The following is a 20,725-nucleotide window of genomic DNA, read 5'->3' on the forward strand; positions in this document are numbered from 1 at the left end:
CGCGCCGTTCAGCCGACGTCGCGCCGTCGGATCGACGTGCTGGGCACCGGAGCCGACGCGCTGGATGCTCGGGCCGACGAGCGGAGGCTTCCCAGGTCTTCGTCGGGCCGGCCGAGGGCGTCGAGCCGGTCGAGTTCATCGAGGATGTCGAGCTCGTCCCAGTCGTCATCGGAGCCGGAGAAGGCCGGGCCGAAGGCGTCCATCGCCGCCTGGTGCATGCGGCCCTCGTCGGAGGCGGAGCGCCCCGCGCAGGGATCGCGGGCGATGAGGTCCTCGACGGGCTCGAGTTCGGGCTCCTCGATGAGGAGGCGCAGGTGGGAGCGGCCCTTCACGGGGGACCGGCCGTCGACCGCGTCGCGATCGAACCAGGGCCGGGGATCTGCGTCCAGCGCGTGCGCCTGCACTGCGGTCCGCGCCATCGGAAGCCCGGTCTGGGCGCCGGGCGTCACGGTCGCCGTGGCGCCGAGGCGGGAGGTCCAGGTGACGCGGTGGCTGCCGTCCTCGGCCGGAACGTGCTCGGCGCGGCCCAGCGCCTCCTTGGTGAGGTTGCAGTGCGCGCACAGCGCCTGACCGTTGAGAGCGCTGGTCAGGCCGCCCTCGGCATGGGGACGGATGTGGTCGGCATGGCGGATCGACGCGTCGCAGTACGGCCCGGCGCAGAGGACCTCGCGGATGCGCATGTACCGAGCGAGGCCCTGAGGATAGGCGCGCGAGCGCGACTCCATCGCCACCAGTTCACCCGTGGTGGGGTGTGTGAACAGACGGCGCAGCTCGTCGGCCATCTCCTCCTCGGCCTCCAGCAGCTGCAGTGCCCGCCGATACCGCTCGCCGGGGCTGAGCTCCGCGGTCTCGGTGCCGGAGCGGTCCGGGTCCGGATGTTCGGCCTCGTCGCGGAGCGCATTCGGCGGGTTCGTCGTCGACGAGCCCGACCCCGGCGGGCCCAGAGCCCGCAGTTCCTCCGCGGGCGGGGCGCCGCGCGCTGCACGCAGGTGCGCCGTGATCGCGTCGACCTGCTGTGTGCGGATCCGTGCGGGCGAGAGGGAGCCGTCGCCGCTCGTGTCGGAGGTCGGTTCCGCTGCATGGTGGTGCGGACCCTGCGGGGCGGGCGGATCGGGATCCGCGAGGTCCGCGAGGTCCGCGAGGTCAGCGATCGCGTCCGGCAGCGGGAGGTCCTCGTCGAGGGTCGGCTGCACGGACTCCATCTGCGGCGGCTGGCCGAGTAGGGAGTGGTGCGCGCGCCCGCGTCGGGTATCGATGTCCTGGCCGAGCACGTGGTCGCGCACCTGACCCGAGTCGATCACCCCATAGCCCTCGATCGTCGCGGGCTCGCCGTGCGCGGGGGAGAAGAGCGCGCGTTCGGAGATGACGACGCCGATCTGCAGGGTCACCGGATCCACGGCGCCGTGGCGGCCCAGGATCGTGTCGGAGAGCAGGTCGGCCATGAGCTGGCCATGGGTGCGGTCCTCGCCGGCGGCGCGCATCTTCTCCGCCTCGAGTGACAGCCGCCGACGGATCGCCTGGCAGTCGAGTCCCGAGAGGTGGGCGGTCACGGTGCCCATGCCGTGCGCACCGGCCCGCACGGTCACGGAGCGCTCCTGCTCGGCGCGGCGGTGGCGGCGCGGGGCGCCCTGCGGGTCGAGGGTCTGGGCGAGCGCGTCGACCTCCCGGGACCAGCGCGAGGTGCTCGCCCCTTCGAGGTCCGGCAGGTGCTGGTCCAGGACCTCGTCGACCTCCGAGCGGAGATCCGTCTGGACGGGGCCTGCGGCACGACCGATCGCGTAGGCGGACTCGGAGGTGATCGCACCGGTCGCGAGGGCCTCGAACATGCGCGGCATCTCCCGCACCAGGCGCTCCCCGGCGCGAAGGCGGCGGGACGCGAGCGCGGGCGAGATGCGCGATGCCATCCGCACTTCGTCGGCGGTGCGGCGGCCCTGGTCCCGGGCGGGCGCGCCCTCCGCGGTGTCCTGGACGCGCACGGCGGCGTCGAGGGCGGTCATGGTGCGCATCTCGAGCGCGGAGAGCGCCGAGTGCGCACGGTCGATGACGGCGAGGACCTGCGAGAGCTCGGCGGCATCGAGACCGGGGCCAGCGCCCGTGAAGGACGCGTCGGTCGAGAGCGCGACCCGGCCGAGGGCTTCGGCGACGGCGCCGAGGTCGAGAGTCCCATCGCTCCCGGGGGAGTCGTCAGCGGCCGAGGGAAGAGAGGCCGAGGTGCCGGTGGCCGAGGGGAGAGACGTCGAGGCAAGAGCGGCCGAGGGGGCAGGGCCTGGATGCAGGAGGACCCGGCCATCGGCCGTGACCGAGGCCGAGGTGGCGGTGGCCATCCCGCCGTTCCTCGGTGCTCGTGCGCTCGTCGCGCCCTGGTCTTCCTCGTCCATGCACCCATGCTCCTCGGGGGCACCGACATTCGAAGGGCTGAGGAGCCGGATGTGGAAAGCGGTCTGCGTCACGTCTCGCAGGGGGCGGTCGAAGAGGGGCGGCGAGGGAGGGAGGGGCCCGCGGAACGCGCGATGGAACCGAGGGGCGCGGAGCACACGGGGCGCAGGGAGCAGCGCGGGCGGAGGTCCGGGGCACGACACTCGCCAGCCCTCATCCCCCATGCCTCATCCCTCGGGGTCGAACTCCCGACCGGTCAGGCGCTCGAACGCCTCGACGTAGCGGTCGCGGGTCTGCGCGACCACGTCGGCCGGCAGCTCCGGAGGCTCCTGGCCCGAGGCCCTCTCCCAGCCGGAGGCGTCGGACGTCAGCCAGTCGCGCACGAACTGCTTGTCGAGGCTGGGCTGGGCGACGCCCTCGCGGTAGGCGTCGGCCGACCAGAAGCGCGAGGAATCGGGGGTGAGCACCTCGTCTCCGAGCGTGAGCGTGCCGTCGGCCCGCGAGAAGCCGAACTCGAGCTTCGTGTCCGCGAGCAGGATCCCGCGCTCGGCCGCGATCTGCTGAGCGCGCACGTAGACGGCGCGCGTGAGCTCGTCCAGGCGGTCCACGAGCTCGCCGCCCAGGCGCTCACGGGCCTGGTCGACGGTGATGTTCTCGTCGTGCTCCCCCTGCTCGGCCTTGGTGGACGGGGTGAACAGGGGGCGCGGCAGCCGCGAGGCCTCCACGAGGCCCGCGGGCAGCGTGTGGCCGCCGACGGCGCCGTCGCGCTCGTAGTCCGCGCGGCCCGAGCCCGTGAGGTAGCCGCGCACCACGCACTCGAGCGGGATCATGTCCAGCGCACGGCAGCGCAGCGCTCGGCCCCGCACCTGCTCGGGGACGTCGTCGGCCGAGATCACGTGGTGCGGGACGATGTCCGCCAGCTGCTCGAACCAGAACAGCGAGATGCCCGTGAGCACGCGTCCCTTGTCGGGGATCCCGGGGGCGAGGGAGAAGTCGTACGCGCTGATGCGGTCGGTCGCGACCACGAGCACCTCGCGGGCGCGGGCGAGGTCCTCGCCCGCGGGCACGTAGAGCTCGCGGACCTTGCCGCTCACCGCGAGGTCCCAGCCCGGCAGTGCGGGGGCCGTGGTCAGGGGCGCGGTGCGCGGTGCGCGGTCCGGGGCCGACGGGACGTCCGGGCCTGATGGGAGGTCCGGGGTCGATGGGAGGTCCGGGGTCGCCGGGCTCATGCCCCGGCCGCCTCTGACCCTGCCGCCTCTGACCCTGCCGCCTCGTCCGCAGCTGCCTGCTGCGCGATGTCGGTGCGGTGGTGCGAGCCGGGGAGGTCGATCCGATCGATGCCCGCGTAGGCGACCGTCCTCGCGGCCTCGAGGGTCGGGCCGACGCCGACGACCGAGAGCACGCGCCCGCCGGAGCTCACCAGGTGGCCCTCGGGGTCGACGTCGGTGCCGGCGTGGATCACGACGGCGCCCTGCGCGGCGGCCTCGTCGAAGCCGGAGATGTGGTCACCGGTGCGGGGCCGACGGGGGTAGCCGGGGGCCGCGAGGACCACGGTGACCGCGGCGTCGTCCGACCAGGCGGGCTCGGCGACGGCGCCCAGGTCGCCGTGCGCGGCCGCGAGCAGCAGTTCGCCGAAGGGGCTGGTGAGACGCTCGAGGACGACCTGCGTCTCGGGGTCGCCGAAGCGCGCGTTGAACTCGACCACGCGCACGCCGCGCGCGGTGAGCGCGAGGCCGCAGTAGAGGATGCCGACGAAGGGCGTGCCGCGCCGGGCGAGCTCGTCGATCGTGGGCTGGGCGACGGTGGCGACGACCTCGCGGGCGAGGTCCGCGTCCGCCCAGGGCAGGGGCGAGTAGGCGCCCATGCCGCCCGTGTTCGGGCCCTCGTCGCCGTCGAGGGCGCGCTTGAAGTCCTGCGCAGGGGCGAGCGGCACCACGCGCGTCCCGTCGCTCACGCAGAAGAGGGAGACCTCGGGGCCGTCGAGGTACTCCTCGACCACGATCGATCCGCCCGCGCCGATGACGGCGCGGCCGTGCGCGATCGCGTGCTCGATGTCGTCGGTGACCACGACGCCCTTGCCCGCGGCGAGGCCGTCGGCCTTCACCACGAAGGGCACGTCGCGCAGCGGGTTCACCCGGTCCAGGCCGGCGATCACGTCGTCGCCGGAGGAGACGGACACGGACCGGGCCGTGGGCACGCCCGCGGCCTCCATGATCTCCTTCGCCCAGGTCTTCGACCCCTCGAGGCGGGCCGCCTCGGCCGACGGCCCGAAGACGGCGATGCCGTCCTCGCGCAGCACGTCTGCGAGGCCCGCGACCAGTGGGGCCTCGGGTCCGACGACGACCAGGTCGACCTCGAGCTCGCGGGCGAGGGCCAGGAGGCCCTCGTGGTCGTCGAGCGCGACGTCGTGGCATGTCGCGTGGTCGCCGATGCCGGGATTCCCGGGAGCGGCGTGGAGGACCGGGGCAGGGGTGTCGCGGGAGAGGCGGCGCACGATGGCGTGCTCGCGGCCCCCGGAGCCGATGACGAGGATCTTCACGCGGCACACCCTACCGGCCGACCGGTGCGCGGCCCGGGGCGGCGCCGGGGAGCGGGACGGCGCGACGCCGGGATCGCGGCCCCGACCGGGACGACTACGCTCGATCCCATGCGTCTGCGCCTCGATCTCGCCTACGACGGCACCGACTTCCACGGATGGGCCGCCCAGCCGGGTCAGCGCACCGTGCAGGGAGTGCTCGAGGAGGCGCTGCAGCGCGTGACGCGCACGGACCTCCGGGTCACCGTCGCCGGACGCACCGACGCGGGGGTCCACGCCCAGGGGCAGGTCACCCACCTCGACCTCCCGGAACGGGCCGTCGCCGCGCTCCCCGGGCGCAGCGACCGCTCTCCCGCCGACGCCCTCGTCACGCGCTTGGGCGGCGTGCTGCCGCCGGACGTCGTCGTCCGCTCCGCGCGCGAGGTCCCCGAGGCCTTCGACGCGCGCTTCGGGGCGATCGCCCGGACGTACCGCTACCGCATCTCCGACGGGCCGCTCGTCCACGACCCGCTGCGGCGCGACGTGCTGCGCCATCGCCGCCCGCTCGACGTCGACGCGATGGGGGAGGCGAGCGCCGCCCTCCTGGGCGAGCACGACTTCCTGTCCTTCTGCCGCCCGCGCGAGGGGGCGACCACGATCCGCACCCTGCGCGAGCTGTCCTGGCAGCGCCCCGGCGTGGGCAGGCGCGACCAGCACCTGGTGGTCGCGACCGTGAGGGCCGATGCCTTCTGCCACCACATGGTGCGCTCCCTGGTGGGCGCGATGCTCGCCGTCGGCGAGGGCCGACAGGGCAGCGACTGGCCGCTCGAGATCCTGCGCGCCCGCACCCGCGAGGCCGCGACCCGCACGGCGCCCGGCGCCGCCCCGATGGCGCCGCCGGAGGGGCTCACGCTCGAGAGCGTCGCGTACCCGGCCGACGGCGATCTCGCCGCGCAGGCGGAGGCGGCTCGGCGGCTGCGCGGGTGACGGCCCGGCGACCGCGCGGGCGAGAGCTCGGAGTGGAATCGACCACAGCGAGCGTTCCCGCAGGTCGGCAGGCACGGGCGGCATTGACCGGCCTCTGCCCGCCCGGCTATCATGGCGAGTCGTCGTGCCCAGATGTGCACCCGAACCGCAGCCGAAGCTCACGCCGGCGCGAGAAGGGTTCCTCACACACATCGAGGGTCTCACCGTCAGCAGCGATCCGCGCTTCATCACCGCGGCCCGCGACCGACGGGGCGGGGTCCAGGCACGACGAGACGGCCATGCTTTAACCGAAGGAAGCGTGTCCACGGTCCAGATCGAATCGTGCCCCCGGGGGCGTGCATCCGCGCGCCCCTGATCCATGCGGGGCACACACGACGAGAGAAGAAGGCACGAGTGCGTACGTTCACCCCGAAGCCCGACGATGTCGAGCGCTCCTGGTACGTCATCGACGCAACGGATGTCGTCCTCGGCCGGCTCGCTTCCCAGGCTGCTCAGCTCCTGCGGGGAAAGCACAAGCCGGTCTTCGCACCCCACGTGGATGCAGGCGACTTCGTCATCATCATCAACGCTGACAAGGTTGCCCTGACCGGCAACAAGCGCGAGGCCAAGCTGGCATACCGCCACTCCGGCTACCCGGGCGGCCTCCGCGCCATCCCCTACTCCGAGCTCCTCGAGACCTACCCCGAGCGCGCGGTCGAGAAGGCTGTCCGCGGGATGCTCCCGAAGAACAAGCTGGCGACCCAGCAGGCCAAGAAGCTCAAGGTCTACGCCGGCCCGGAGCACCCCCACAAGGCACAGCAGCCCACCGAATTCACCTTCGACCAGGTGGCGCAGTAAGCGGGCGCGCCCCGCGCTCGCCCTGCCGCACGGAACATACTGAGGAGAACCGTGACAGAGACCACCGAGACCGTCGAGACCCTCGACGAGACCCCGACCAACTTCACGACCGAGTCCACCGCTGAGGCGGCTGTCGGCACCGGCCAGTCGATCACCGCCCCCGGTGGCGGCACCGGTCGCCGCAAGCAGGCCGTCGCCCGCGTCCGCCTGGTGCCCGGCACCGGCACCTGGACCGTGAACGGCCGCAGCCTCGAGGAGTACTTCCCGAACAAGGTGCACCAGCAGGAGGTCAACGAGCCCTTCAAGGTGCTCGACCTCCAGGGCCGCTTCGACGTCGTCGCCCGCATCAACGGCGGCGGCGCCTCCGGCCAGGCCGGCGCCCTGCGCCTGGGCGTGGCCCGCGCGCTCAACGAGATCGACCGGGACAACAACCGTCCCGCGCTCAAGAAGGCCGGCTTCCTGAGCCGCGACGCCCGCGTCATCGAGCGCAAGAAGGCCGGTCTCAAGAAGGCCCGCAAGGCCCCGCAGTACTCGAAGCGCTGATCGACCCGATCACGTCTTCTCACAGGACCCCGGCACCGCTTCGGTGCCGGGGTCCTGTGCGTCCGGCGACGGTGGACCCGTGCGGGCGGCGAGAACGAGCTGCGCGTGCGGAGCGGTGCACCTGGGGCCGGTCATCGTGCAGCGGGCACGAGCGGGCCGAGGTCGTGCGCGCGCATGGGCCGACGGATGTCGGCGCGCGTCGCGAGCGCACAGGGGACCTCCCCGGGCAGGTCCTCGACGACGAGACCGGTGGTCGGGCGGGGAGAGCACTCGTGCACTGCCCACTGCCGCACGCCGCGCGTCCGGCGGGGCACGAGGCGGAGCCGGTGCGGTTCGATGCGGAGGCCGACGCCCGCGGCCTTCAGGACGGCCTCCTTGCGGGTCCACAGGTCCACGCGGGCCCGCGGACCAGCGGGTTCTGTGAGGTGCTCGTCCGGGTGCAGGACCGCGGCGTCGAAGCCGTCCCACAGCGCCCGCGGCAGCTCCTGGATGTCCACGCCGAGCGGAGGCGGTTCCTTCGCGCCGTCCTCGCACGCCGCCACGGCGACGAGGACATGCGGGCCGGAGGTGGATCCGGAGAGAGAGGCACCGGCGGTCCTGGGTCGGCCATGGGGTTCGCCGCACACGTCGCATGTGCGATCGATCGGCAGCAGCGGCGCCTCCGCAGCAGGAGCGCCCAGCACGTGCGCGAGCAGAAGACGCAGCGCGACGCGACCGGCCAGGGTGCGCTCGGCATGGGCCCCTTGCCGTGCGCCCGCTGCGACGAGGTCCTCGGGCGCGGCGAGCGACGGCAGGCCGCCGAGGGGGAGCGCAGCCTCCGCGACGGCGCCGACCGTGGTCCGCAGGGTGGCGATCACCGACGGCCGATGCTCCGATAGCGCACGACCGCCAGGGGCGCGAACACCGCGATGAGGGCGATGCAGCACAGCGTCGCGTAGAGCGCGGGATGGTCCGCCGGCCAGCCGCCGGGCGCCACGAAGCCCGCAGGGGCCGAGTTCCCGAAGCCGTCTCGTGCGGCGGTCGCGACCGCCGTGACGGGGTTCCAGCGGGCGACGGCCTGCAGCGCGGAGGGGAGCATGTCGGCCGAGACGAACGCGCCCGAGACGAAGCACACGGGGAACAGCCACAGCAGGCCCACGCTCTGGGCGACCTCCACCGAGCGCGCCGTCAGGGCGATCAGCGCACCCACCCAGGAGACCGCGAAGGCGAACAGCATCAGCAGGGCGCAGGTGAGCAGGATCGAGCCGATCCCACTGGTGGGTCGCCAGCCGATGGCGAGCCCGCAGACGAGGATGACGAGGACCGAGATGGCGCTCGTGGCGAGGTCCGAGACGGTCCTGCCCAGGATGACCCCGACGCGCGACATGGGAAGGGCGCGGAATCGGTCGATCAGGCCGGACTGCAGATCCTTCGCGAGGTACACCGCGGTGAACGACGAGTTGAAGGTGAGGGTCTGCGCGAGGATCCCGCCGATCAGGAACTCGCGGTACTGGTCGCCGCCGAGCGCGCCACCGAACACGAAGGCGAGGATGAGCACAAAGAGGATCGGTTGCGCGATCCCGGTGACGAGGGCGCCCGGCGTGCGCCGCAGACCGATGAGGTTGCGCCGGGCGATGACGCCGCCATCGCCGAAGGCCCTCAGGGCCCTCATCGTGCCGGCTCCGATTCCGGCGACCGCCGGGAGCCGCTCGGGCGGCCGCCCGACTCCTGATCCCCGGTCAGGGCGAGGAAGACCTCGTCGAGCGTGGGCTGTCGCAGGGACGCCTCCTCGACGTCGATGCCTGCTTCCTCGAGAGCGCGGAGCACGCGGCCGAGGCCGCCGACGCCCTCCTCCGTGCTCAGGGTGAGCCGATGCCCGCGGTCGTCCGCGTCGGCCTCGAGACCGTGCCGGGCGAGAGCCGCGCGGGCGGTGCGCACCTGGTCGGCCCTCGTGCACGAGACGTCGATGCGCGAGCCCCCGGCGCGGGACTTGAGCTCCCTGGCCGACCCCTCCGCGACGATGCGGCCCCGGTCGATCACCGAGATCGAGTCGGCGAGCCGGTCCGCCTCCTCCAGGTACTGGGTGGTCAGCAGGACCGTCACCCCGTCCGCCGTGAGGGAGTCCACCGCATCCCACGTGTCGCGCCGCCCTCGCGGGTCCAGGCCCGTCGTGGGCTCGTCGAGGATGACCACCGGCGGGCGCGCGATCACCGCACCGGCGAGGTCGAGGCGTCGGCGCATGCCACCGGAGTACTGGCCGGCCAGCAGAGTGTCGGCGACGTCCTCGAGGCGGAAGTCGGCCAGTAGTCCCCGGGCCCGCTCGACGGCCGTGCGCCGGGGCATGCCGTAGAGCCGTGCCACCATCCGCAGGTTCTCGAAGCCGGTCAGGCGCTCGTCGACCGCGGCGTACTGGCCGGAGACGCCGAGACTGCGCCGCACGTCGTCGGGATGCGAACGCACGGAGCGGCCGGCGACGAGGGCGTCGCCGGCGTCCGGGGAGAGGAGCGTCGTCAGGACCCGCACGATCGTGGTCTTGCCCGCGCCGTTGGGCCCCAGCAGGCCGTGCACCGTGCCGGCGGGGACCTCGAGGTCGACGCCGTCCAGTGCCGTCCGCCCGCCGAACCGCTTGACGAGGCCGTGCAGGGCGATCACGAGGCCTCTCGCGCTCCGTCCTCGGACCGGGCGGGAGTGATGTCGGACCAGGAGGCCGAGACGTGGCCGAGGCAGTCGGCGCGCGAGCCGGGCCCGAAGACCGCGACCCAACCGCGGGGGAGGTCCGCGGACTCCGGCCACAGCGAGTGCTGGCCGCGCTCGTTCACGAGAACTCGGAAGGTGCCGTCGGGATCGTCGAAGGGGTTGGTCATCGTGCGCTTCCTCTGCCGTCGTCAGGTCGGGTTCGAGAGTGGTTCGGAGCGCTCGGCGATCCGGTTCGGTGCGATTCCGCGCCGGGGAGGATCGAGTCGAGCCACGCCGCGACCTCGCGCGCCGCTGGATCGGACAGGAGATCGGAATGCCGTGAGGCGACCTGCTCGACGGTCACGGCGCCACGCACGTACTGAGCCCACGCCTCCGGTGCGGGTCGGCCCTGCGGCACCTGGGCGGTGGCCTCGATCAGCTCCAGGTCGCCGTCGACGACCGGCAGCGCGGCGTCGTCCAGGAGCGCCGCCACCTGCGGGAAGCGGGCCGCCATGCGCCGGGCCGCCGCGGCGGGGACGTTCCCCAGGGTGTTGCCGGCCGCCCTGAGGGTCGCGAGGACGGTGGAGACGTCCAATCGGCCCTCCGGTATCGGCGTCCCCTGGGCGTCGAGGAAGGCGCGCCAGCGCTCCTGCTCGTCGCGGACGCCGTGCAGCGCGTCCTGACCCGGGTAGGCGTCGAGGACCGCGAGGAGTGCGACCTCCTCGCCGGCGCTCTGCAGGCGGGCGGCGATCCGATGGGCGATGCGCCCTCCGAGCGAATACCCCAGCAGGTGGTACGGGCCGTGACTCTGGACGGATCGGATGGCGCGCACATAGTGGTCCACCAGGTCGTCGATGGTCTCGTCGGCATCCGCCGCGTCGTCCTCGTCGGCCGACGGGGCGAGGCCCGGGAGCTGCAGCCCGATCACCGGCCGGGTCGTGCTCAGATGGGGCAGGAGACCGGAGAAGGCCCACGCGAGACCGCTGGCCGGATGGACGGCGAACAGCGGATCGCCCCGGCCGTCGGGCCGCAGCGGCAGCACGACGCCGAGCGCGTCGTCCTCGGCCGCGGGCCCTGTGGCGGGCTCGGCGGCGTCGAGCGCCGCGGCGAGTCCCGCCACGGTCGGGGTGCGCAGGAGGGCGTGGATCGGGACCTCGCGCCCCAGCGCCCTGCCGATCGCCGCCGTCGCGGGACGGGCGACGAAGGAGTGCCCTCCCAGTGCGAAGAACGAGTCGTCAGCGCGGACGTCCTCGACCTCCAGCACGTCGGCGAAGGCCTCGGCGATCACGGTCTCGGTGCCCGGCCGCGGGGCGCGCCCCGCACCGCCGGAGAATGTCGGGTCGGGAAGGGCGCGCGCGTCCACCTTGCCGTTCGACGTCAGCGGGATGTCCTGGATCGGGGTGATCGCCGAAGGGAGCATGTACTCGGGAAGCCGCGCGGCGAGCGCCTGCTCGAGCCGATCCCGCAGGCCCTCGGCCTTCACGCCGGGCGCCGGCACCACCCACGCGGCGAGTACGGTGCCGCGGGCGCCGTCGACCGTGCGCACGACCGCCTGCGCGACGGTGTCCTGCGCCGTGATGACGGCGGCGATCTCGCCGGGCTCGATCCGATGTCCACGGATCTTCACCTGGTCGTCGATGCGCCCGAGGGCGATGACGGGCGCTCTGTGCCCCGGTTCCGCGTCCCGCACGGAGACGAGATCACCAGTGCGGTACATGCGGCTGCCGTCCCCCGCGAACGGGTCGGCGACGAAGCGCCCGGCGGTCGCGGCCGGATCGCCGAGGTATCCGTCGGCGAGCTGAGGGCCGCTGAGCCAGAGCTCGCCGATGCTGCCGACGGGCACCGGACGCAGACCCGCGTCCAGGACCCGGGCGACGGTTCCGCAGGTGGGTGCTCCGAGGACGGGCCGCATGCTGTCGGCGAGGGGAGCGACCAGGGTGTCGACCCCTGCCTCGGTGGGTCCGTAGAGGTTCCACCCCTGGACCGCGTGGCGCTCGCGCACCCAGTCCCACAGACCGGGGTCGACGGGCTCCCCGCCCAGCAGCAGGAGGAAAGGATCCTCCGGGTCCCGGCCATCGAGCAGGTCCGTGAGCCCGGTCTGCCCGCGCAGGGCGTCGACATGGCCCGGAGTGGCCTCCCAGGCGTCGATCCGCTCCCGCGCGAACAGGGAGACAAGGGCCTCGGGGTCCCTGCGCACGAGGTCGTCGACCACGTGGACCTCGTGCCCCGCGACGCACCACAGGACGGGATCGAGCGAGGCGTCGAAGCCGACTCCCGTGGTGTGGGCGAGCCGTGCTCGGCGGCGTGCGGGATCGGGGAGAAGAGTCGAGCGGTGGCTGGTCAGGAGTCGCGTGAGGGCACGGTGGGGAACCCGGACGCCCTTCGGCGTCCCGGTGGTGCCCGAGGTGAAGATGATGTAGGCGCCGTCCTCGGGTCCCGGCAGGTGCTGCGGAGGCTCCCCGGCGGGGAGGGCGTCGATCGGCAGGATGCGGTCGGCGTCGAGCCCCGACGCACGCGCGCTCGCCGCGGCGTCCTGCTCGTCTGCATGCCCGGCGTGCAGCAGAAGGCGTGGCGCCGATGCCCTCATCATGGCCATGACCCGCTCGGCGGGCAGGCCGATGTCGAGCGGGACCGCGACCCCGCCCGCCCTCCAGATGCCGAGCATCCCGGCCACGGAGTCGCTGCCGCGACGCACGGCCAGAGCGACGCGGTCCCCGGTCCCGACGCCGGCGGCGCGGAGGCCTCCGGCGATCCCGTCGACGCGAGCGGCGAGCTCGGCGGTCGTCAGGGCTCGATCCGGGCCGACGAGCGCCGACGCGTCCGGGCGCGAGGCGGCGGAGTCCGCGAGAGCCGCGAGCACGCTCTGCGCGGGTGCCGTCGCGGGCCAGGGGGTCAGAGGCGTCGACGGCGGCCCCGCGGGGATCCTGTCGACGCGCGACCCGGGGTCCCCGGCGATGCCGCCGAGGAAGGTGAGCCAGCGGTCGATGAGACCGCGAGCGGCCAGGTCGCTGAACAGCTCGGCGTCGTACTCGAGGATCCCTTCCATGCCGCCCTCGGCGTCCGGTCGGAGCGTGAACGAGAGGTCGACCTTGGCCGCGCCCGTCGTCTCGGGGTCACCGCGGGTGACGGCGACGCCCGGCAGGTCCAGGACGGCCCCGTCCGTCTCCTCGAGGGAGAGCATGGTCTGGAACAGCGGATGACGTCCGAACCGGCGTGCAGGGGCCACGGCCTCGACGATGCGCTCGAAGGGGATGCCGTCGTCCTCCATCGCGGCCAGAGCGGCCTCGCGGGCGCGCCCCACCACGTCGCCGAACGTCATGGCCCCGTCGACCTGCATCCGGAGCGGAAGAGTGGTGACGAAGAACCCGACGAGGTCGGCGAGGTCGGGGTCGTCCCGCCCGGCGGAGGGCGCCCCGATCACGATGTCGTCGCCAGCCCCGATGCGCTGCAGATAGGAGACGAGAGCGGCGAGCCAGGTGTGGAACCCGGTGCCGCCGGCGGCGCGTCCCTGATGCAGGAGAGGCGCGGCGACCTCGGCGGGGATCGTGAAGACCAGGGAGTGCGCGGGACGGGTGCCGGCCTCTCCCCGCTGGCCGTCCGCAGGCAGGTCCAGCTCCTCGGGTGCACCCTCGAGCCGATCCGCCCAGGCGGCGGGACGAGGGTCCTGCGCCGGGTCCTCGGCGTGGCGCATGCGCTGGTGACGGGCGTGATCGGCGAACTGCACGGCGAGGGGGCGGATCGCCGAGCGCATGCCGCCGGAGCGGGCGCTGTAGGCCGTGGACAGGTCGCGCGTGAGCGGTCTCAGCGAGGCACCGTCGGTCGCGATGTGGTGGATGGCGAGGGTCAGGTGCCAGCGTTCGGCGCCCGTCCGTTCCAGCCCGGCGCGCAGGGGGATCCGCGCGGCGAGGTCGAATCCCGCGGTGACGTCGATCGGGCCGTCCTGGAGGATGCCGACGGGCGGGTCGAGGACGCGCTGGACTCCTCGGCCCTCCACCTCGGGGAAGACGGTGCGCAGGATCTCGTGGCGGGCCACGAGATCGTCGATCGCGCCGCCGAGCGCCTCGACGTCGAGGTCCCCCTCGAGGTCGCACTCGAGCAGCACCGTGTACTCGGCCGACGAGGGGTCGAGGCGGTGCAGGAACCACAGGCGCTCCTGGTCGGGAGAGAGCGGGAGCTCCTCGTCGCGAGGGCGCGGATGGTCCCGCACCCACTCCCGCAGCCGCCCCGACACGGCGGTGCCCTCACCCGAGGACTGGGCATCGGACGAGTTCTGGTGCCGCGGGGCCACGCCCTCGGTCCCGGCCCCCTGCGCCCTCACGTCGGCCAGCAGCTGTGCCGCGGTGGGGTGATCGAAGACTGCACGCACGGGGAGCGCCGCGCCGAACTCCTCCCGGATCCTGCCGACGAGGCGGACGGCGAGGAGCGAGTGGCCCCCCAGCTCGAAGAAGTCCTCGTCCGGGCCGGGCTCCGTCACGGCGAGCACCTCTGCCAGCACGTGGCACATCCGCTGCTCGGCCTCGTCGCGAGGACCGCGATGCGGGTCTGCGGAACGCTGGGGATCCGGGAGCGCCGGGACGTCGACCTTGCCGTTCGCGTTCAGCGGCAGCTCCGGGAGGACGAGCACGCTCGTCGGGACCATGTAGGCGGGCAGCTCGTCCCGGGCGCTCCGGCGCACCTCCTCCGGGTCGGCCTCACCGCTGACCCAGGCGGCGATCCGCTCCGTGCCCTCCCCGCCGGGCGCCACCACCCGGACGACGGCGGCGCGCACGCCGGCAGAGCGCTCCAGGGCGCTCTCGACGTCCCCGGTCTCGATGCGGTAGCCCCGCAGTTTGACCTGGCCGTCCGTGCGGCGCACGAAGCGCAGCGAGCCGTCGGCGCCACGGCGGACCACGTCGCCCGTGCGGTACATCCGCTCGCCGTCGCCGGTGGGGTCGGCGATGAAGCGGGAGGCGGTCTCCGCGGAGCGGCCGCGGTAGCCGTCGGCGAGGGTCGCGCCCGAGAGGTAGAGCTCCCCCTCGACACCGGCGGGGACGGGACGCAGCAGATCGTCGAGCACGCGGATCGCGACCCCGTCGACGGGGCGCCCGAGGACCACGTCCCCGGAGCGGATCGGCGCGACCAGGGCGTCGACGGTGGCCTCGCTCGGGCCGTACAGGTTCCGCCCCTCGAGGACCTCGCTGCGGGCGATCAGGTCCCAGAGGGACGGAGGGACGGCCTCGCCGCCGAGCGCCAGCAGCAGGGAGCCGGACCCGCTGAGCACGGCGTCCTCGAGGCCGGCCTCGACGAGCCGCGTCGCGTACGAGGGGGTCGTCTCGAGCACGTCGATGCGCTCGCGGGCGATCGCGTCGAGGACCGCCTCGGCGTCGGCCTGGACGTCCCCGTCCGCCATGATCAGCGTGCTGCCGGCGACCAGCCAGAGGACCGGGTCCCAGGCGGCGTCGAAGGCGAGGCCCGAGACGTGCAGCATCCGGGGTGCTCGGCCCAGACGGCCCCGCAGGGGGCCGATGAGCGTCCTCTCGTGGTGACGCAGAAGGATGCCGAGCGCGGCGTGCGAGACCTGCACGCCCTTGGGATCACCGGTCGTCCCGGAGGTGTGGACCAGGTAGGCCGTGTCCTCGATGCCCGGCTGCGCGGGAGCCGATCCGTCCGACGGCAGATCACCCGGCGCGAGGACGATCATCGTCGCGCCGGGGTCGGTCTGACCGGCCGACCCGGCCGACCCGTCGACTCCCTCGGAGCCGTCGGCCGGGCGAGACACCTCCTGACGGAGAGCGCGGAACCGCGGGACATCGCTGACGAGCAGGACCCGCGGGTCCGCTGAGGTCAGCACGCGTGCGAGGCGCGCATCGGGGTGGGAGGCGTCCAGCGGGACGGCGACGGCGCCGGCCCGGAGCACGCCGAGCAGGACGACGATGGCGTCCCTGTCGCGCGGGAGGGCGAGAGCGACCCGGTCGCCCCGCGCGATCCCGATCCCGGCCAGTCCCACTGCGACCTCCTCGACGCGCGCGAGCAGCTCCGCCGCCGTGAGCGCACCATGGGCGTCGACCAGCGCGGGTTCCTGGGGGCCCTGCGGCCGGGTCCATGCGGCGGCGGCGAGACGCTCCAGGATCGTGAGGGGCGCGCTGAGCTCCGGGCCGCGGTCGCGTGCCGTCAGGGCGCGCAGCTCGGCGGGCGAGGCGGTGGGGAGATCGCTCAGGCGGGTCGACGGGTCCGTCACGAGCTGTGCGAGCACGCGCTCCAGCGAGTCGCGCATCCTCTCGACGGTGGGGGCGTCGAACAGTGCCCGGTCGAAGCCGAGCGCCACGGTGAGCGGGCCGTCCTCGCCCTCCGGGGCGGTGACGTCGATCAGGAGATCGGCCTTGACCCCTGAGCTCGTGGAGGGGGCGGGGACGTCGACGTCGACGCCCGGCAGGTCGAGCCGGGCCGCCGGTGCGTTCTGGAGCGTCAGCAGCACCTGCACGAGAGGAGGGCGGTCGGGGCTCCGCGGAGGGCGGACGGCGTCGACGACGGCGTCGAAGGGGAGGTCCTGGTGCGCGTACGCGTCGGTGTTCGCGGCGCGGACGCGCTCGAGGAGCTCGTCGAGGCGCGGGTCGCCGTGCAGCGAGGTGCGCAGCGCGACGGTGTTCACGAAGAATCCGACGAGGTCCTCCAGCCGGGCGTCGCCGCGCCCGGCGACAGGGGTCCCGAGCACCACGTCATCGCCGGTCCCGTGCTGATGCAGCGCCGCGGCCAGGGCCGTGTGCAGCACGATGAACAGGCTGGTGCGGTGCGCGGCGGCGAGCTCGCGCACGGCGGCGTGGCGCCGTGGGGACAGGTCGAGGCGGATCTCGCCGAGGCCCTGCTGGGCCGTGTCCCCCGGGTTCGCGGCCCCGCGGGGGCGATCGCGAGGCAGGGAGATCTCCGGGGGCGCGCCCGCGAGGGTCCGCTCCCAGAACGCCGTGAGGGTCGCGCGCTGGCTGTGGGGGTCCTCGGTGTCGCCGAGCCGGTCCTGATGCCAGACGGCAGCATCCGCGAAGTCCACGGGGAGCGGCGGCAGATGGGGGGCCCGTCCCTCGTGCCGCGCCGCGTACGCGTCGCCGAGGTCACGGGCGAACGGGGCCAGGGACCAGCCGTCGGTCGCGATGTGATGCATCGTGATCACGAGGGTCGCGCGGTCCGCGGCGGAGCGCAGCAGCACGGCGCGCAGCGGGATCTCCCGGGTGAGATCGAAGGGACGCCGGGTCTCCGTCGCGATGACGGCGTCCACCCGGGCCGGCGGCACCTCGACGCAGAGGAGGGGCGAGGGCACCTGATCGGCGGGGAGGATCCGCTGGACGGGTTCGCCGTGCTCCGCGGGCAGGAGGGTGCGCAGGGGCTCGTGGCGGGAGATCACGTCGTCGAGGGCCGCCCTCAGAGCGCCGACGTCGAGGGCTCCTTCGAGGTGCAGCACGATCGGGACCGCGTAGGCGGCCGAGTCCGGCTCCAGCTGGTGGAGGAACCACAGGCGGCGCTGGTTGGGGGAGGCCGGGACCGGATCGGGGCGCGCGCCGCGCTCGGGGCGCGGGGGGACGGCCGCGCCGGGGGAGTCCTGCAGGGCGCGGGCGAGGGCGGCGACCGTCGGGTGCTCGAAGACGTCCCGCACGGTGACGGCTCGATCGAGGTCGGCGCTGAGCCGGGAGGCGAGCCTCGTGGCCAGCAGGGAGTGGCCGCCGGCGGCGAAGAAGTCCTCGTCGACGCCGATGTCGGTGCGCTCCAGGACGGCGCCGAAGCCGGCGGCCACGGCGCGCTCGGCGGCGGACCGGGGAGGGCGGGAGGCGCCGCCGCCGGTGACCGTGGCGGGATCGGGCAGGCCGGAGCGGTCGATCTTCCCGTTGGCCGTGGCCGGGAGCCGGGGCAGCGCCAGAACCACCGCGGGCACCATGTAGTCGGGAAGGTGCTCGCGCAGAGCGCCGCGGATCGACTCCGCTGCCTCGGCTCCCTCACCGGCGCCGGGGCCGGCCGAGGATCCGGTCCCGCCGGTCGACACGTAGCCGATGAGCCGCGCGGACGGCCCGTCCCCGCGGACGATCGCCGCGGCGGCCACGACGCCCTCCTGCCGGCGCAGAGCGGCCTCGACCTCGTCCAGCTCGACCCTGTAGCCGCGGATCTTCACCTGGTCGTCGGTGCGTCCGAGGAACCTCAGCGTGCCGTCATGGCGGCGCCTGACCCGGTCGCCCGTGCGGTACATCCGGGAGCCGTCGGCGGCGAAGGGGTCGGCGACGAAGCGCTGGGCGTCCAGGTCCGGTCGGCCGATGTATCCCCGTGCGACCCCGTGCCCCGCCAGATACAGCTCGCCCACCCCACGGTCGGGGACCGGGGACAGCGCGGCGTCGAGGACGTAGTGGCGGCTGCCGCCCACGGAAGCGCCGAGATGCGGGCGGCGGCCGGTCGCGATGGGGGCGACCATGCTGTCCACCGTCGACTCGGTGGGCCCGTAGAGGTTCACGGCATGCACGTCGTCACGGGCCGCGAGAGCGGCCCAGAGCTCCTCGCCCACGGCCTCGCCGCCCAGGGCGATCTCGCTCGGCCGGTGCTCGCGGTCCAGCATCCCGGCGTCGATCAGCGCCTCGGCGAAGGAGGGGGTGGTCTCGAGAGCATCGATCCGCTCCCGGTCCAGGAGGGCGGCGAGGCGCTCGGGGTCCCGGCGGGTCTCGTCGTCGACGATGTGGAGCTCATGGCCGGAGATCAGCCACAGCAGCGGGTCCCAGGAGGCGTCGAAGGAGAGCCCGGCGGTGTGGGCGGCGCGCACGGGCCGCCCGAGCCGCTGGGAGGCCGGGTCGTGCCACGTGCGTCGATGGTGCTCGTGCAGGGCATGCAGGGACATGTGCTCGACGGCGACCCCTTTCGGGCGCCCGGTGCTGCCCGACGTGAAGATGACGTAGGCGAGGTCGTCCGGGCCGACCGCGGGAAGGGGCGTCGAATCCTCCGCCCGGCGGCACCAGGTCGCGGTGTCGGTGTCGATCACAGTGGTCGGGACGTCGAACGCGGCCCCGTCCTCCCGGTCGCGGGCCAGCTGCTGCGACGTCGTCAGCAGCGCGGCGGGCTCGGCATCGCTGATCATGTCCGCCACCCGGCCGACGGGGTAGGCAGGGTCCAGGGGCATGAAGGCGCCCCCTGCCCGCAGGATGCCCAGGACCAGCACCGGGAGCTCGACCGTGCGGCCGATCCTCACGGCCACCCGATCGCCCGGACGGACGCCCTCGCGGACCAGATGGCGCGCCATCAGCGTCGCGCGGACGTCGAGCTCGCGGAAGCTGAGCTCGCCGTCGGGTGCGGTGACCGCGAGCTGCTCGCCGCGGGCGCGCAGGGTGGCGCCGGCGGAGTCCAGGAGCGTCCCCGGGGACACGGGATCCCGGGAGCCTCTGCCCCCGTCCAGGAGCCGCTCCCGCTCGGCGGCGCCGACCACCGGCGCGGCGGCGACGGTCGTCGCGGCGGGCGCCTCGAGAGTGGCGTCGATCAGACGCAGGATCCGGTCCCCGTGCCTCGACAGGGACTCGACCGTGTGCAGGTCGGCGTCGCCCTCCATCCGCAGCACGGGGTCGGAGGCCTCGCGGCGGGGATCGCCGAGGACGATGGACAGATCCCGCACGGGGCCGGTCGAGAGGATGTGCACCGTTCCCCGCGCGCTCCCGAAGCGGAGTTCGTCGATGACGGGCAGCAGGTTCACCGAGGGGCCGGGATCGGCCGGCGCGTCGTCGATGTTCTCGATGCGGAAGCGCTGGTGGGCGACCGCATCGCGGACGATCCGTCCCGTTCCGGAGACCACGGTCGCCAGGGTGTCGGAGGGCGATACCGGGATCCGCAGCGGCAGGACGCTGGAGAGCATGGAGGGAGTGGTCCGGGCGATGCGTCCCCGCCTGGCGGTGACGGGCAGCCCGACGGGGACGACCTCGGCCCCGGTCATCCGGGACAGGTAGACGGCGACCGAGGCGATGAGCGTCTTGGGCAGCTCCCGGTCGAGTCGAGCCAGGCGGCGTGCGCGCTCGGAGCCGAGGGGCACGTCGATCCGGACCACGTCGCGGGCGATGCCGTCGGAACGGCCCTCGAGACCCACCGGGGGCGCCTCGCGGGCGATCGCCCGCTCCCAGTGCTCGGCGTCGGCCGCGTGCTGGTCGGAGGCCTCGTAGTCGCGCAGCTCCCGGTGGAGGTCCACCAGGGCGGGCAGCGGCGAGGGGAAGCTCGCCCCGACGCGGGCGAGCGCCGGTGCGAGCGCTCGGGGGACGTGCGTCCCGGGGATGAGGCGGGCCAGCCTCGAGTAGGCCCCGGCGATGTAGCGCAGGGCGACCACGGCCGAGTATCCGTCGATCAGCACGTGGTGGACGCGCAGGAAGAAGAGCGACCGGCGCTCGCCGACGTGGAACAGGGTCGCCCCCAGGAGGTCCCCGCCGTCCATGGTGCGGGCGGTGGACATCTCGCGGTCCATGACCGCGTGCGCGATCTCCTCCGCCTCGTGGCGCGGGAGGTGCGTGAGATCGCGGACCTCCACGAGGTGCTCACCGGGTCGCGGCCGATGGATCTCTCCGAACGGCCCGTCCTCGTCCTCCAGGATCCGCATGCTCAGCGCGTCGAGGTCCGCGGCCGCCTTCACCAGGGCGATGTTCAGCAGGAGGGGGTCGATGGGGCCCTCGAGGTCGAGGTACTGCCCGATCTGGAACGAGGGGTTCCCCGGATCCAGCTTCTGCGCGTACCAGATGCCGCGCTGGGCGGGCGTGAGCGGGATCCGCTCGGGTGACTCGGGGGCGATGTTCCTGCGCATCCTCACAGGGGCGTGCTCCTCGTGACGCTGTGGGAGTG

11 protein-coding genes are annotated in these 20,725 nt (G+C 74.1%); 3 read left to right on the top strand and 8 right to left on the bottom strand.

All coding sequences use genetic code 11. The annotated features are described in order from the left end of the window. Positions 1-8: 8 nt before the first annotated feature. The 3 genes from FHG10_RS17885 to purD all read right to left on the bottom strand — a co-directional run bounded on the left by FHG10_RS17885 (position 9) and on the right by purD (position 4,915). Positions 9-2,378: an HNH endonuclease gene (locus FHG10_RS17885; RefSeq protein WP_193636173.1), complete on the bottom strand. Its 2,370-nt coding sequence runs from the start codon at positions 2,376-2,378 to the stop codon at positions 9-11. Between the two features lie 225 nt (positions 2,379-2,603). Further along, positions 2,604-3,605, bottom strand: a complete 1,002-nt coding sequence (locus FHG10_RS02975) for a phosphoribosylaminoimidazolesuccinocarboxamide synthase (RefSeq protein WP_152351817.1) — start codon at positions 3,603-3,605, stop codon at positions 2,604-2,606. Beyond that, positions 3,602-4,915, bottom strand: coding sequence for a phosphoribosylamine--glycine ligase (purD, locus tag FHG10_RS02980; RefSeq protein WP_152351818.1), 1,314 nt, complete (start codon positions 4,913-4,915; stop codon positions 3,602-3,604). Before purD ends, FHG10_RS02975 begins: the two co-directional genes overlap by 4 nt. A gap of 108 nt (positions 4,916-5,023) precedes the next feature. Here purD and truA point away from each other — a divergent pair, with 108 nt between their 5' ends. The 3 genes from truA (at position 5,024) to rpsI (ending at position 7,258) form a co-directional block, all read left to right on the top strand. Next, complete coding sequence (gene truA, locus FHG10_RS02985; protein WP_152351819.1) at positions 5,024-5,878, top strand: tRNA pseudouridine(38-40) synthase TruA; 855 nt, start codon at positions 5,024-5,026, stop codon at positions 5,876-5,878. A 393-nt stretch (positions 5,879-6,271) separates the two neighbouring features. Next, positions 6,272-6,715, top strand: a complete 444-nt coding sequence (gene rplM, locus FHG10_RS02990; RefSeq protein ID WP_152351820.1) for a 50S ribosomal protein L13 — start codon at positions 6,272-6,274, stop codon at positions 6,713-6,715. A 51-nt stretch (positions 6,716-6,766) separates the two neighbouring features. After that, positions 6,767-7,258 carry a 30S ribosomal protein S9 gene (gene rpsI, locus FHG10_RS02995; RefSeq protein WP_152351821.1) on the top strand — a complete coding sequence of 164 codons (492 nt, stop codon included), beginning with the start codon at positions 6,767-6,769 and terminating at the stop codon, positions 7,256-7,258. A 131-nt stretch (positions 7,259-7,389) separates the two neighbouring features. Here rpsI and FHG10_RS03000 read toward each other — a convergent pair whose 3' ends face one another. From FHG10_RS03000 to FHG10_RS03020, 5 genes are read right to left on the bottom strand one after another with little or no spacing between them, the layout of a single operon-like run. Beyond that, the gene (locus FHG10_RS03000; RefSeq protein ID WP_193636174.1) at positions 7,390-8,115 is read right to left on the bottom strand and encodes a 4'-phosphopantetheinyl transferase family protein; all 726 of its coding nucleotides are present in this window, start codon (positions 8,113-8,115) and stop codon (positions 7,390-7,392) included. After that, positions 8,112-8,909: an ABC transporter permease gene (locus FHG10_RS03005; RefSeq protein WP_152351823.1), complete on the bottom strand. Its 798-nt coding sequence runs from the start codon at positions 8,907-8,909 to the stop codon at positions 8,112-8,114. Before FHG10_RS03005 ends, FHG10_RS03000 begins: the two co-directional genes overlap by 4 nt. After that, a complete protein-coding gene (locus FHG10_RS03010; protein WP_152351824.1) occupies positions 8,906-9,889 on the bottom strand; it encodes an ATP-binding cassette domain-containing protein in 984 nt (327 codons plus the stop codon). Before FHG10_RS03010 ends, FHG10_RS03005 begins: the two co-directional genes overlap by 4 nt. Beyond that, complete coding sequence (locus FHG10_RS03015; protein ID WP_152351825.1) at positions 9,886-10,101, bottom strand: MbtH family protein; 216 nt, start codon at positions 10,099-10,101, stop codon at positions 9,886-9,888. Before FHG10_RS03015 ends, FHG10_RS03010 begins: the two co-directional genes overlap by 4 nt. Then, positions 10,098-20,687, bottom strand: coding sequence for a non-ribosomal peptide synthetase (locus tag FHG10_RS03020; protein WP_227488017.1), 10,590 nt, complete (start codon positions 20,685-20,687; stop codon positions 10,098-10,100). Before FHG10_RS03020 ends, FHG10_RS03015 begins: the two co-directional genes overlap by 4 nt. Positions 20,688-20,725: the final 38 nt, after the last annotated feature.

Source organism: Brachybacterium subflavum (genome assembly GCF_009299795.1).
Classification (GTDB): Bacteria; Actinomycetota; Actinomycetes; order Actinomycetales; family Dermabacteraceae; genus Brachybacterium; species Brachybacterium subflavum.

What these genes read in the sequence shown, in the direction of transcription:
- truA (WP_152351819.1), top strand. Translation starts at nt 5,024, where the DNA reads ATGCGTCTGCGCCTCGATCTCGCCTACGACGGCACCGACTTCCACGGA.
- FHG10_RS03020 (WP_227488017.1), bottom strand. Translation starts at nt 20,687, where the DNA reads ATGCGCAGGAACATCGCCCCCGAGTCACCCGAGCGGATCCCGCTCACG.
- FHG10_RS02975 (WP_152351817.1), bottom strand. Translation starts at nt 3,605, where the DNA reads ATGAGCCCGGCGACCCCGGACCTCCCATCGACCCCGGACCTCCCATCA.
- FHG10_RS03005 (WP_152351823.1), bottom strand. Translation starts at nt 8,909, where the DNA reads ATGAGGGCCCTGAGGGCCTTCGGCGATGGCGGCGTCATCGCCCGGCGC.
- FHG10_RS17885 (WP_193636173.1), bottom strand. Translation starts at nt 2,378, where the DNA reads ATGGACGAGGAAGACCAGGGCGCGACGAGCGCACGAGCACCGAGGAAC.
- FHG10_RS03015 (WP_152351825.1), bottom strand. Translation starts at nt 10,101, where the DNA reads ATGACCAACCCCTTCGACGATCCCGACGGCACCTTCCGAGTTCTCGTG.